General features: G+C 34.0%; 11 protein-coding genes and 2 pseudogenes. 11 read left to right on the top strand and 2 right to left on the bottom strand.

Annotated features, from left to right (window positions below; genetic code table 11):
• The first annotated feature begins 92 nt into the window (after window positions 1-92).
• A complete protein-coding gene (locus C568_RS0127705; RefSeq protein ID WP_018783406.1) occupies window positions 93-890 on the top strand; it encodes a MerR family transcriptional regulator in 798 nt (265 codons plus the stop codon).
• Between the two features lie 354 nt (window positions 891-1244).
• A pseudogene (locus C568_RS33855) lies at window positions 1245-1502 on the top strand (IS110 family transposase); the annotation flags it as partial.
• Window positions 1503-1650: 148 nt separating this feature from the next.
• On the opposite strand, the gene C568_RS0127700 reads toward C568_RS33855, so the two are convergent.
• Both C568_RS0127700 and C568_RS0127695 read right to left on the bottom strand, forming a co-directional pair.
• The gene (locus C568_RS0127700) at window positions 1651-3045 is read right to left on the bottom strand and encodes an IS4 family transposase (RefSeq protein ID WP_018783405.1); all 1395 of its coding nucleotides are present in this window, start codon (window positions 3043-3045) and stop codon (window positions 1651-1653) included.
• A gap of 136 nt (window positions 3046-3181) precedes the next feature.
• Window positions 3182-3514, bottom strand: coding sequence for a DUF1904 family protein (locus C568_RS0127695; RefSeq protein WP_001120967.1), 333 nt, complete (start codon window positions 3512-3514; stop codon window positions 3182-3184).
• Between the two features lie 722 nt (window positions 3515-4236).
• Between C568_RS0127695 and C568_RS0127690 the strand changes: the two genes are divergently transcribed.
• The 9 genes and pseudogenes from C568_RS0127690 to C568_RS31395 form a co-directional block, all read left to right on the top strand.
• Window positions 4237-5406: a serine hydrolase domain-containing protein gene (locus tag C568_RS0127690; RefSeq protein WP_018783404.1), complete on the top strand. Its 1170-nt coding sequence runs from the start codon at window positions 4237-4239 to the stop codon at window positions 5404-5406.
• A gap of 212 nt (window positions 5407-5618) precedes the next feature.
• Window positions 5619-6011: pseudogene (locus tag C568_RS0127685) on the top strand (recombinase family protein); the annotation flags it as partial.
• A gap of 146 nt (window positions 6012-6157) precedes the next feature.
• The gene (locus tag C568_RS0127680) at window positions 6158-7516 is read left to right on the top strand and encodes a hypothetical protein (RefSeq protein ID WP_018783402.1); all 1359 of its coding nucleotides are present in this window, start codon (window positions 6158-6160) and stop codon (window positions 7514-7516) included.
• 443 nt (window positions 7517-7959) lie between these two features.
• The gene (locus C568_RS0127670) at window positions 7960-8337 is read left to right on the top strand and encodes a YxeA family protein (RefSeq protein WP_018783400.1); all 378 of its coding nucleotides are present in this window, start codon (window positions 7960-7962) and stop codon (window positions 8335-8337) included.
• Window positions 8338-8481: 144 nt separating this feature from the next.
• Window positions 8482-9912: an IS4 family transposase gene (locus tag C568_RS0127665; RefSeq protein ID WP_018783399.1), complete on the top strand. Its 1431-nt coding sequence runs from the start codon at window positions 8482-8484 to the stop codon at window positions 9910-9912.
• A gap of 421 nt (window positions 9913-10333) precedes the next feature.
• A complete protein-coding gene (locus C568_RS0127660) occupies window positions 10334-10786 on the top strand; it encodes a GNAT family N-acetyltransferase (protein ID WP_018783398.1) in 453 nt (150 codons plus the stop codon).
• Window positions 10787-11387: 601 nt separating this feature from the next.
• Window positions 11388-12182, top strand: coding sequence for a nucleoside triphosphate hydrolase (locus C568_RS0127650; RefSeq protein ID WP_018783396.1), 795 nt, complete (start codon window positions 11388-11390; stop codon window positions 12180-12182).
• Between the two features lie 500 nt (window positions 12183-12682).
• Entirely contained in the window at window positions 12683-13921 is a 1239-nt protein-coding gene (locus C568_RS0127645) for a cytochrome P450 family protein (protein WP_018767729.1), read from the top strand.
• Between the two features lie 109 nt (window positions 13922-14030).
• Window positions 14031-14194 (top strand): transposase (locus C568_RS31395; protein ID WP_018783395.1); only part of this gene is annotated, 164 nt, incomplete at its 3' end.

Here is a 14194-nt window from a genome sequence, read left to right as displayed (position 1 = left end):
TTTTCTTGTAAATGCCTTATGATGATCATAAGGTCTCTCCTAAGAGGAGAGTCAACAATTATTTAAGAAAAAATATAAAGGAAGTGATTAGGGTGAAAAACTTATTTTCTATTGGGGAAGTTGCGAAAATGAAAGACATTACAATAAAAGCGTTAAGATATTATCACAAAATGGGTATTCTCATTCCAAGATATATTGATAAAAAAACAGGTTATAGGTATTATTCTATAGATCAATTTATTCATATAGATATTATAAAAGGTGGTAGAGAGTTGCGGACTAGTATTGTAGAACTTCAAGAGATTTTTAAGGACTGTGATACGGAGAAACTACTACAATTTTTACAATTAAAAAGAAATGAGGCAGAAGAAAACATAAAGAAAATGCAAGAAATAATCAAAACCATTGATAGCTTAAATATGACAGTAGAGACTTCTAAGGATATAGTAAATAATGATGAAATATCTATTCAATTCTTTGAACAGCGTTATGTCATTGTAGCTCCATGTAAAGAAGTGGAAAGTTTGCAGGAGATACTTTACTATTCAGATTTAGAGAAAATCATTCAAGATAAGGAAAAAAAAATGTCATTTGAAAGAGGAATCATATATAGCGTTAATTCAGAGTGGCATGTAGAGCCAAGGTATGTATTCAGTGGATTTCAAGGGGATTCTAATATAGAAGGTGAAGAAAATATAAAAGTATTCCCAAAGGGACAGTATGTAACGTTAGCCTATAGTAAAGAGAATGAGGAGGAACGTAGAAATAAAATAATTAAATATGCAAAAGAACATAATTTAAAAGTTAAAAGTTTCATCGAAGTGGAGTTATATAATGATTTCTTTAATACAGAATCGTATAGTTGTCAAATTCAATTGCTTATTGAATAAACGTAAAGTAACTCCAAAATATACAATAAAGGGATACAGCCGCATGCCCATCAACCTAATATTTTGAGACATTCCCATAAAGAAAATTTTACCTTTTTACAGTTATTTATGAGAATTCGGCTTACTTTTTCGTTTTGGGGAACAATTAATTTCTTAAGTTGATGGGGATGGGGTACCACCACACATCCATCAACTTAAGGTATATTTTTATACAAAATGCGGTCTTTCCATATAGTTTTTTATTATCTTTTATAGATTTTATAAAAGTGGGCATATCAAATAAACCCTGACGGGTTTCAATTTTTTTACTATGCTACTTTATGATTAGAAGTGGTATACTCATAAACAACACCCAAAACTTTTTTCAAAGATAAGATCAATAAACGTGGAAATAAGCATCTGCGTAAGCTTCTTTTTCTCATTATCCAGAACATGATAAAGCTACGTCGTTACGGACAGAACCACATTGTTGAGTATTATGATAAATTAAAAACGCAACCTTATAACAAATGTCATAAAGTTGCGTCAATCGCATGTGTAAATAAGTTATTGAAGCTCCTCTTCTACCTTATTACACATAATATACACTATGATTATCGGTTAACCGCCTGAAATCATAGTCTCATTCATCATACTATATTTATTCCCCCTAGTAAAAAAACGAATACATATTAGGGGTATTTAGTTTGCATTAAATTTAACATATATGATATAGGCTTTGCGATATTTAATTGATTAAAAATCTAAAAATAAGGATTGACTAATCGTAAGAAATATCAAAGACTGTCTTTTTCTCGTATCGATGAGATTTTCGTCCGTTGTGCTGTAGGAGGTTAAACAGACGAAGGAGAACCTTTGATAGCTCTTGGGTGTTTTTGTGTAGTGCTTGATGAAACAGTAAAAAATAATCCTTAATTATGTACATCGCTTTATATTCACTTAGCTCTTTCTGTTTCTTACGTAACAGGAGTTCTCTCATTTTAAACATAGTAGAAGAACATAATAAGATACTAATGAGTTGACCATAAAGATGACATTCTAACCGCTCTTGTTTAATAGATTTGCAACGATGAATTTGAAACCAAGATTTCCATATTTTAAATAACAGCTCAATTTGCCAGCGTAGTGAATATAAATCATAGATTTTCTCTTTTGGTACCCATTCCGTAGGAATATTTGTCATATATACCGTAATTCCTTGTAAAAGTTTCGTACGCTCTGTATATGTAATCCCTTTTTTCTTTTCGCGAATCGCTCGATCGCGTAGGCGTTTCTGTTTTTGCTCCTCGGTACATCTATAAACCACAATGCGAGTAGGCAGTTTGTCTTTACTCCCTACATATACATCATGTAATTCATACACTTGGCCAGGTTGTAATTGTTTCATGATGTCTTCCAAATGAATTTGTATATATACCGGTCTTAATTGAGCGGGTTTTGTTTTAAATACCACTGTTTCGAATTCTTTTCTATATATTTTAGTTGGTAACTTAAGACGTGATAAATAATATCCTTGCTTATCTTGAATAGACTTAAAGTCTTGTAAACGAAAATATCCTAAGTCACGAATATACAGTTCATTCTTTTGTGCCATGCCTGTTCGAGTCGCACTATATGCCTGATCACTTCGTTTTCCGGGTTCAATTGCCACATCAGAAAATTCTCCACTCAACAAGTCATACTCTAGTTGAATTTTCACACCAGCTGTATGACTACATCCTCCGGCACCAGGATAAGTAGCTGCGAATCGATCTGGAACTTGGAAGGTTGTAGAATCAAGGATGCGAATCCGCTCAAAATAAGCAGAAAGAGAATGAGAAATCTTAGATACTCCTCCAATTTTAGCTTGTAGAAGTGTAGTAAATACAGTTCGAAAGAAGGCTACAGAAGCCGAGTTAAATCGTCGATTAAGTCCCTCCGGACTTAATAAAACTCCTGTTGAAGTTTCTAATTGACTACAAAGTTGAGTAAGAGAGGTAGTAGCGACTTGTTGATTTAACCATACACACAAAGATAAGAAATGGTGCTCGTGGCACTTACGTTTTCGTTTCATCCCACCTGCTTTTATAGCTAATTGATTAAGTGTAGCGGGAGACATATATCGATATAACTCTTCGGCAAATAAAGATAATTCTTGTTTTTGGTTCATATTCATAAAAAGCACGTCACCCTTTCTCATTAACATAAGAGAATAGTAACGTGCTTTTAACTTCAAAAATAGTCTAAATACTTAAGTTGATGGATGTGTGGCGCTCCCCCTTATAAATGTTACAAAAATCTTTCAAATAGCTCTAACTTGCACAATGTTTCCCGTTAATATAATACGCTGATTCTGTGAAAACCGTAAATACAACCTCTACTTCTGGAAGTCCAAAATCCATTACATATGTAGTAATGGCCTTGGCAAATCGATCACGAATTTCCTGTCCACGCTCGAACCATTTCACTTCAATAAGAGGAAACGCTTCTATTTCTTCTCCATTGAATACAAACGTAGAACTTGGTAGTTCCAACGTAAAATTATCCGTACCACACTCACAAATCTCTGCGAGCTCTTCTACTAATGGCTTGCTTATGCGTTTTAATTGTTCAGTAGTAATTCCACGAAACACAACATGCGGCATGTGAATCCCTCCGTTAGATAGCTTTATATTTGCTCACATCATAGCACAATTTATTTTGCTGCACTAGAATCTATTGGTACATTTCAATGACATTCTTAAGTTGATAGGCATGTGGTGCTACCCCACATCCATCAACTTAAGAAAAGTAAACACCCCAAAAACAAAAAATGAGCTGACTTCTCAAAATAACTAACTATAGAGAAAGAAAAATTTCATTTAGTGGGTACTTCAAAACCTTAGCTTGATTGCGATGGAGGCACCATATCAAAAAAAGAAAATTGTGCGTTTAGACATATTTTTCAACCGCTTCCTGTACGTTAAGGGACTCGTTATTTTTTTACAGTTTTTTATTATGAAATTCTAAATAACTAATTATAATAGGTGAAAAAAACGATCAATAGTTGGGGTACGGAAAGGATTCGAATTTACATTCTTTCTCAATACATATCATGGATAAATAAAGTAAAATATGGGTTGGGGCTATGTCTCATGTTGTGTTAATCCTAACAATAACTAAGGGTACATAATATGCTTTCATACCTTTGAATAATTTTTTTATAGAAGGGATGGAGATTTAACTGGCTCAAATTGTTGGTATTGATAGATACCTTTGTACTGGGGCTTTAATCTATATGCGTGAGGGCCTTTCCCTAAGTCTTTTCAGGAAGTAAGGATCAGTAAGCAAACACTTATACAATATGAATAGAGGAGAGGAATGCCTTATGAAAATACGTATTCAAATTACATGTGCAAGTCTGGCCCTTTTAATAGCTGGAAGTTCCCTGTTATATACAACACCAACCTCAATTGTAAAAGCAGAGCCTACTCAAAATGTATCTAGTTCGTTACAAACAAATACTCAACGAGATCGTACTTCCGTCAAGCAAGCAATGCGGGATACATTGCAACTTGGATACCCGGGGATACTTGCTAAAACTTCTGAGGGTGGAAAAACGTGGGGGTATGCCGCTGGAATAGCGGATCTGAGAACCAAGAAACCAATGAAAACAGATTTTCGCTTTCGCATTGGGAGTGTGACGAAGACGTTCACCGCAACAGTTGTACTTCAATTAGTTGGAGAGAATCGCCTGAAGCTAGACGACCACATCGAAGACTGGTTGCCTGGTGTCATTCAAGGAAATGGATATGATGGTAACAAGATTACTATCCAGGAGATATTGAACCATACAAGTGGTATCGCTGAATACTCAAGGTCAAAAGACGTTGATTTTACGGATACAAAAAAATCGTATACGGCTGAAGAGTTAGTGAAGATGGGGATTTCTTTTCCCCCAGACTTTGCTCCAGGAAAGGGCTGGTCTTATTCAAACACAGGATACGTATTACTGGGTATCCTTATTGAAAAAGTAACTGGAAACAGCTATGCGGAAGAGGTTGAAAATCGAATTATTGAACCACTTGAATTGTCGAATACATTCCTACCAGGCAACTCAAGTGTTATTCCAGGCACTAACCATGCCCGTGGATATGTCCAACCAGACGGAGCAAGTGAGCTAAAAGACGTTACTTATTATAACCCAAGTGCAGGTAGCTCTGCTGGAGATATGATTTCTACTGCTGACGACTTAAACAAATTTTTCTCTTACTTGCTCGGTGGCAAATTACTGAAAGAACAGCAACTAAAACAAATGCTTACTACAGTTCCTACAGGAAAAGAAGGAATCGATGGATATGGTCTTGGAATCTATGAAACTAAGCTTCCAAGCGGTGTCTCGATATGGGGACACACAGGTGGCATTCTAGGGTTTACTACTCTTGTTGGAGGTAAACTTGGAGGCAAGCATACGTTGGTCGTCAATTGGAATAGTTTGGGTAGAACTGACAGTCCTAATCCTTTTAAAAATATTTTACTTGCTGAATTTAGCAAGTAGGAAAAAAGGAAAAATCCATCGTAGTTTTCATAGTTAAAAATATACTTTTCTGGTTCAAAAGCCCCAACTTATTTTCAAGAAAAATTTGGGGCTTTTTTTGTTTTGGTGGCGTTTATTCTTCTTAAGTTGATGGTCACGTGGTGTTACCCCATGCCCATCAACTTAAGAATTTAGAATTACCCCAAAACGAAAAAATTTGTACATTTTCACCTGGAGACAACAAGGAAGCAATTCTACAAGAATGGAAAGATATAACTAAAGCAATTCAAGCACACATCATTGTTTTAGATATGCCATTACTTAATGCCACACAATACAAAGATAGTTTAGAAAACCTTATAACAGACCTTGTACTACAAATCCTTTCCTGGCTTGCCGAAGAGGAGAGAACAAAGACTAAAACCCGCCAACGTGAAGGAATTGAATTGGCAAAAAAACAAGGGAAACATTTAGGGAGACCAAGAACAAAAATATCGGAGGAATTCATTTCGGCTTATACAAGTTGGAAAGAGAATGAAATTTCAGCATTAGAGGCAATGATAAGATGCAATATGACAAGTCCTACGTTCTACAGAGTAGTCAAAAGATACGAGGATAAGGAATAGCCTTTCAACAGTCTAAGTTTAATATAAAAAAGTTATATAACAACGTTATTTATCTATATCACTCTTGGAGGGACGATCTTAATGAGTCAAAATAATATTTTTCCTTATAAGCATGCAGAATTTTATATAGAAAGAAGGGTGATAAATTGAAAGCAGAAAAGATATTACAGACTATTTGGTGTTTATTTTTAGAAATCACAGCGATGTTTGCTGGCAAGATTAAAATTTATAATGAAAAGCAAATAAAAAATTATGAATTAATCATCATACAATTGTATAATGCTATATTTAGTATATTTTTTGCTATTATTGGATCCTTTTTTGTGGCATTAGCAGTATCTCTATTTACCAAAAATTTGTACAGTGATTGGTATGTGTTTTTTAAAATATTCATGATTTTAAATAGCCTTATGATTCTTGTTAATCTATCGTCGAAAATATTGAATGTTCCAATGATTCTTATGCGATTGATATTTTCTTTAAAAGATAAATTTCATTCAGTTAAACGTTTTGGATTGTATATAGGTAAATTGTACCTAATTGTGATCTGCTCGATATTTATCCTGTATTTAATACTTCTTCAATTTTTTACTCAATATAATGTTGAGAATGAATATTCCATTATATACGCTTTAATTTTATCTGTTGCGCTATCAGTAGCTGGTGTTTATTCTTTCCCTGTAAAAAAGGGTGATAGGGATATCAATGAGTTGATAGTTTCACCCTTGTATATTGTTATTAACATATATATAGGGTATAAGACATCTAAAGCTAATATATTAAATAATGCAAGCCAAGGTAACGATGATATGACAGGAAATTTGTTGATTCTTTTCATTATTACTACATTTGTACAAGTTATTACTTATTTAAAAAAGCTTTTTGAAATGCTCCATCAGTTATCTGAATATGAAAAAGAGATAAATAATTATGCGAGTAAGGGAAAAAAAAGGTTCGCATTTTTAAAAGAGGGCTTTAAAGAGACCTTGATAAAATTCAATCAAGTGGTTATAGATTTTAAATCTATAAAAAACGCTAAACATAAATTTTTACTACTGATATGTTTTAGCTTATTTATAGCCATTGGAACAATTTATCTCAGTAGAGTTATAGGAATTGGAGTAAATTATTTAAGAGAAACAATAGTTTTATATAAATTAGATAAACCCATTTCGAAAATCTTAGCTTACATAATATTATTTGGTATATGTCTGGTTATGATTTTTAAATTGTATAACTTTCTTTTTTTAGCGTTTACAAGAAAGAAACATACAAAAGGAATTAAACGATGGGAGTATTTTAGTTTAGCTCTTTTACTATTTGGAATGTTAATTATGCTTGTAATGACTCTGGTGACAACTGTATTTTCAATAGAATTAAGTTCTAATACTGCCCTAATTGCCGGTGGATTTATGCTAGCATCATCTACTATTTTTTGGGGGGTTGATCTTACTAAATGGTTATTTCGCAAACGAAAAGTAGAAGAAAAGGAAGAAATAAAATGATGCTATTCACTATGAAAAATCCAATATAGTTATCTGCCTTCAAACGATATGAAGATAAAAAATAATGCTTAATAGGGGGCACCATACATTGCTATCAAGTTAAGAAATTGATTGTTCCCCAAAACGAAAAATTAGAGTCTTTTATATCAACGAAGTTCATTTTTATCGTTTTGGAAGCAACCTGTTCTGTTAGGTTGGTGGGCATGGGGTACCGCCACATCACCATCAAGCTAAGAAAAGCAAATACCCCAAAACGAAAAAATAAGCTGTTTTCTGCCAAAAATGCACGAAATTTTCATCCTGGGGGTGTAATAAAATTCGGGTATGTATGGTGATCCCCTAATAAACCTTACAATTTTGTAATATTAATGTCACTAAAATCAATTTCTTCACTATAAATCCTTTACTATAATTTCCATATACAACGATAAGGAGAGAGTTATATGAAAAAATCATTAGTTATATTTATATTATTCGTACTGTTTTCTAGTTTTGCTATAGGATGCGAAAGATCACCTACTATAAATAGAATAGGAACAGAACAATACTATGTACAAATAACAAACAAAGGTGAGGTAAAAGGTAACCAACGTTTCTATACTTTATCTACTTATAATAAGGATGGAGTAGAAAAAACAGTTACATTTGGAAGTGTAAAACCAAAAGACACCCTCCTTAAAGAAAATGCCTTCATACGCCTTTATATCGATCAACAGGATAACAACAATACAGAAATAAATCATAAAGAAGTAAAGTCCTATGAGGAAGTTCAACAAGATGATTTACCTTCAAAAGTAAAAGAAAAATTACATATTAAATAATTACCCAAGAAAAATAAAGGATACTCTCTTATACACGATGAGGTAGCACCATATCGCTATCAAACTAGCAGAATAAAATATCCCCTAAAATGAAAAAATACGCTATTCTTTCTGTAGAATCATAGGAAAGGATGGCGTTTTTTCATGGACCTCTCGCTTTCTGAAGAATTACATCTATTCTCACAAGAATTACAATGCTTTCTATCTCCAGGAGTCCTACAAGACATCGCCAGACGAGTTGGCTTTGTACAGCGATCTAGTAAATATCAAGCAAACGAACTCATTGCCCTTTGCGTATGGCTCAGTCAGAAAATCGCTAGCACATCACTTACACAATTGTGCAGTCGGTTAGAAGCTTCCACTGGGGTACTAATGAGCCCAGAAGGATTGAATCAACGCTTTAATCCAGCAGCTGTCGCATTTCTTCGAGAAGTCTTTACTTCTCTTCTCACACAAAAGCTCTGTTCCAATCAATCGCTTTCTGCACACATGATGTCTATTTTCAATCGTATTCGTATTTTAGATGCGACGGTGTTTCAATTACCAGATATCTTCGCCACTGACTATCAAGGATCAGGCGGAAGTAGTAATACTGCTGGGGTGAAGATTCAACTTGAATACGATTTACTCAGTGGTCAATTTTTAAACGTACAGCTTGGGCCAGGAAAGAACAATGATAAAACATACGGTACCATTTGTCTTGAAACCGTTGAAAAAGGAGACCTATGTTTGCGTGATCTTGGTTACTTCGATTTAAGTGATTTACAAGCGATTCACGATAAGAAGGCTTACTATATCTCGAGGTTAAAGCTGAATACACGCATTTATATCAAGAACCCTGAGCCAGAATACTTCAACAATGGTACGTTAAAAAAGCAAACAGAATACATTCAGCTTGATATGACACAAATGATGTCTAGTCTACCTCCTGGTGAAACGATGGAAATCTCCGAGGCATATATTGGCCAAAATCAGAAGCTTCCAGCACGTGTCATGATCCATCGTTTAACCGACGATCAAACACAAACGCGTTTGAAAAATCAAGCAATACGTGAGAAAAAAAAGGGGATTATCATGAAGGATAAAAGTAAGCGTTTGATGAGCATGAATGTATATATTACGAATACATCGCCAGAAGAAGTACCGACTAACTATGTGCATTCCTTGTATTCACTGCGTTGGCAAATAGAGATTTTGTTTAAAACATGGAAGTCGTTCTTTGAAATTGATGAGTGTAAGGGCATCAAAAAAGAACGTCTTGAATGCCATTTGTATGGCCAACTCATTGGTATTCTCATCTGTTCCTCTACGATGTTTCAAATGCGACAGTTTCTACTCGGAAAGCAGAAGCAAGAACTAAGCGAATACAAAGCAATTTATATGATTAAGGATTACTTTCCGTTACTGTTCCAAGCAATGACGGTTGACACAGATGAACTCTCGGCGATTCTGCATCGCCTCTATCAATCGCTTAAAAAGAATGGTCGTAAATGTCATCGTTACAAAAAAATGACCGTCTTCGATATTCTTGGTGTTGTCTATGAAACGACAGTGAATAAAAGACAAATTGCCTAGCGGAAAAATCACATTTTCATAGGTTTATTTGGCATGTTTATTTTTCCAAAACTCATTAGTCACAGTACAAAAATCAAGGCGTAGCTAGGATTTCTCACCGTTAGCTTGATGGGCATGGGGTACCGCCAGCATTTTGGAAAAAACCCACGCTAAGAGTATGCAGGATTTTATACAGTTTTTCGGCTAATCCAATAACAAACGAGAACTCGAAAACCCACACCATGATAGGAATGTATAAAAAATTGCTTAGATTGATAGAAAGAGAAAAAGTCGGATTCCTTATGAGAGTAGGGAACCGCCTTGTCTTCGCTACCAATAATTTGGGCGTTATGTCTACTTGATGTGTATGGAATATACAGAAAGGGATTCCTCTTTTTTAACAAGAATATAGTATATAGACTTAATCATCAGGGGGAGAAATATGAAAGATTTTGAAGTTAGACAGATACAACAAGATCTGTTTTATAATGATCTCACTCATTTAGTACAAGAGAGCAAGAAAGATGGCTTTCGTTTTCTTGAAAGGCTAGTTAATGATTATAAGGCTGGTATCAACACTTTTGATAAGCCCGGAGAATCCTTATACGGTGTATTTAACAAGAAAAATGTGTTAGTTGGTATTGGAGGGCTTAATATAGATCCATCCTCAAAAAGAAAAGAGATTGGCCGGTTGAGAAGATTCTATATTGCTAAGGATAATCGGAGAAATGGGCTAGGAAAATTCCTGTTAAATACCATCATTTGTGATGCGAGAAAGCATTATAAAGTCTTGGTACTTTACACGGACACAGAACAGGCTGACAAATTTTACATCTCCACAGGATTCTTAAAAGGAGATATCTATCTCCACACTACGCATTATCTAAATTTGTAAAAAGAGATTCATTGACTTCCGAGTTCGCATGTTATATTAACTAAATTAGCTTAAGATTAAATCATTGGAGGAAAAAGTATGAAAAATAAAATATCTCTAATAACATTCATTTTAGCTGCTTTATTTGTAGCTGGAGGTATTGCATTCTTCTACTGGATTAAAACATTCCCATTCAACTAAAGAAACCTAACTACCAATAACGAGAATTATGTAAAGGAGCTGTCCATATGGGCAGCTTATTGTATTTTTTGCTTAGCGTGTTTTTTTTCTAAAATGCTGGCGGTACCCCATCGCCATCAACCTAAGAAAACAGGTCACCCCCCCATAACGAAAATTTTACCTTTTTACAGTTATTTATGAGAATTCGACTCATCTTTTTCGTTTCTGGGACAATTAATCCCTTAAGTTGATAGATGTGTAATGATACCTACATTGTAACTGAAAAGTAACGATAATTACATTAATGGATATTTTGTTTCGTTAAATTAAAAAAATATTACATTTTTGTTACAAAAACTATTGATTATATTTAAATATCATAATATAATTCTGTTTGTGGAAATAAAAACTAAAATTATACATTATTTGGGGGATATAGAAAATGAAGAAAGTTATTTTACCAATTTTGATGTCTACAATGTTTATCGTTCCTGCAGTATCACATGCAGAAAAACAAGATAATATGAAGCAGGACGCTCCAAAAGCAGAACAGACAATGCAACAAAGTGGTTGGGTAAAAGACGGAGAAACATGGTATTTCTATGATCAAAAGGGTATGAAGAAAACAGGATGGCTACAAGATGGAGGAAAATGGTACTACTTTGATGCAAGCGGAAAAATGAAAATGGGCTATATTGAAGATGAACATGGAGCTTACTTATTAGGAACAGACGGTGCACTGTATACAAATACGGGATGGGTTCAATATGAGGGAGATTGGTATTACATTCTCGAAGGCGGAAATCTACACATGGGCTATCTTAAATATAATGATAAAACATATTATTTAGATGGATTTAGTAAAGGGAAAATGCGAACAGGTTGGATAGGAGAATTCCTACAAGGTAATTATTTCCTTCCTGATGGCTCAATGGTAACGGGTTGGAATTTAATTAATAATCAGTGGCATTATTTCAAAGATAACGGAGGTGCTTATAATGGCTGGTTAAGTTATCAAGGAAGCTGGTATTACTTTGTTGGTGCTAAGATGCAAACAAGTTGGGTACAAGATAAGGATAATTGGTACTATATGAATGCAGATGGCACAATGAAAACAGGTTGGGTACAAGATAATGGAAATTGGTACTATTTACAATCTAATGGTGCAATGGCAGTAGGAAAACATTTCATTGATGGTAAATGGTATTCATTCAAAGATAATGGCGTTATGATGTAACAAAGGGTTTTTTATTGAATAAATGACATCAGATATCTATTTTAAGATATTTCTATAATGAAAAAAGACACCTGTGAGGGTGTTTTTTTTCATCCCTCTGATTAATCTAGGAAGAATAACTTTTATAACAATAATGGGTAGTAAGTACTCTTAAGTTGATGGCGATGTGGTGCTACCCCACGTCCATCAACTTAAGAAAAATAAACGCCCCAAAACGAAAAAAATAAGCGGACTTCTGAAAATAACTATCTGTAGAGAAAGAAAATTTTTATTTAGGGGGTATATTAAAACCTTAGCTTGATAGCGATGTGGGGCGGGACCCCTTATAAGTGATATTCAAATGACTAAACGAGGTAAATATCTCAGAATTTTTCTATTTATTTTACCAAGTAAAGTAATATTTTATCTGAATATTCTTTACGTTATTGAATTTAAATGGGTTATAATGCAAATTAAGAGTTGAGTTACCCAATAAGTCTGTAAAAATGGAGGTTATATTGATGATTTCAAAAAACGAACTAAATTTTAGTCTCTTGGCAGAAACACAATTAGCTTCTCCAATGTTTAAACAGAAAGCATACGATATTTACAAAGAACTACGTGCCTTTCAACCTGTTTATCCTTTATCTCTATGCGAACAAGGACAAGGGTGGCTTATTACGAGATATGAAGATGCTATGGCTTTATTAAAAGATGCAAGATTAATGAAAAATTTTGAGAATGTATTTAGTAAAAAAGAGGACGTTAAAGTTCCTTTTTCGCTAGAAAATAGGGAGCTTTTAAGAAATCATATGTTAAACTCAGATCCCCCCGACCATCACCGTCTACGGTCACTTGTTCAAAAAGCATTTACTCCTCAGATGATTTTGCAACTTGAATGTCGAATTCAACATATCGCTGATGCTCTATTAAATAAAGTTGAACACACTCATTCAATAAATCTTGTAAACGATTATGCCTTTCCCTTACCCATTATGGTAATTAGTGAAATGTTAGGAATTCCTCTTGAAGATCAGCATAAATTTAGAATTTGGTCACAGGCGATCATTGATACTCCACTTCGACTAGAAGATGTGCAAAAAAATAATCAAAAATTAGAAGAATTCGCTGAATATATACAGTATTTAGTTTATAAAAAAAGAAAAAATCCTACAGACGATTTAATCAGTGCACTAATACAAGCGGAAAGTGAAGGAATAAAATTAAATGCATCAGAGTTATACTCGACAATTACGTTGCTTATTGTTGCTGGACATGAAACAACTGTAAACCTAATTGCCAATATGACACTAGCATTGTTAGAGCATCCAGTTCAATTACAAAAGCTTCTTCAAAACCCTGATTTAATCGATTCAGCTATTGAAGAAGCGTTACGATTTTACAGCCCCGTTGAATTAACTACTATACGTTGGACAGCAGAACCGTTTACAATGCATGGCCAAGATATTCAATCAAAAGATAGGATTATTATTTCACTAGCATCTTCTAACCGTGATGAAAAAATTTTTTCAAACGCTGATGTTTTTGATGTTACAAGAAAAAATAATCGTCATATTGCATTTGGTTATGGTAGTCACTTTTGTCTTGGAGCATCACTTGCTCGTTTAGAATCAAAAATCGCAATTTCTACATTATTACGCCGTATGCCAAATTTACAGATTCAAGGTGAAAGAGAGCAAGTGAAATGGAAAGAAAGCTATCTAATGAGGTCATTAGAAGAATTACCTTTACAACTTTAATTAGTATAATTTTTAATAAATGGTAAGTTAAAAAGCCGCTCTCCATAGTTTAGAGTGAAGTGCACCCCGATTGTTAGACACAGTCTAACAATCGGAGGTGCACTTTTTTATGGCTAAATTTTCTTCAAAAGAAAAAATACGAGCGATAAGACGATATTTAGAGGGGACTGAAGGTGGAAAAACAATTGCTAAATCTATTGATGTTCACCCCAGTATGCTCTATCAGTGGATTAAACAATATGAATCCTTAGGTGAAAATGCTTTTGAAAAACG

This window comes from Bacillus sp. 95MFCvi2.1 (assembly GCF_000374965.1).
Classification (GTDB): Bacteria; Bacillota; Bacilli; order Bacillales; family Bacillaceae_G; genus Bacillus_A; species Bacillus_A pseudomycoides.
Note: the sequence above shows the minus strand (reverse complement) of the source record. Positions and strands in the feature narration are given on the sequence as shown.

Bases quoted from the DNA above. Each gene is read 5' to 3' on its own strand.
- C568_RS0127645 (WP_018767729.1), top strand. From the start codon at position 12,683: ATGATTTCAAAAAACGAACTAAATTTTAGTCTCTTGGCAGAAACACAA.
- C568_RS0127690 (WP_018783404.1), top strand. From the start codon at position 4,237: ATGAAAATACGTATTCAAATTACATGTGCAAGTCTGGCCCTTTTAATA.
- C568_RS0127665 (WP_018783399.1), top strand. From the start codon at position 8,482: ATGGACCTCTCGCTTTCTGAAGAATTACATCTATTCTCACAAGAATTA.
- C568_RS0127695 (WP_001120967.1), bottom strand. From the start codon at position 3,514: ATGCCGCATGTTGTGTTTCGTGGAATTACTACTGAACAATTAAAACGC.
- C568_RS0127650 (WP_018783396.1), top strand. From the start codon at position 11,388: ATGAAGAAAGTTATTTTACCAATTTTGATGTCTACAATGTTTATCGTT.
- C568_RS0127670 (WP_018783400.1), top strand. From the start codon at position 7,960: ATGAAAAAATCATTAGTTATATTTATATTATTCGTACTGTTTTCTAGT.
- C568_RS0127660 (WP_018783398.1), top strand. From the start codon at position 10,334: ATGAAAGATTTTGAAGTTAGACAGATACAACAAGATCTGTTTTATAAT.
- C568_RS0127700 (WP_018783405.1), bottom strand. From the start codon at position 3,045: ATGAATATGAACCAAAAACAAGAATTATCTTTATTTGCCGAAGAGTTA.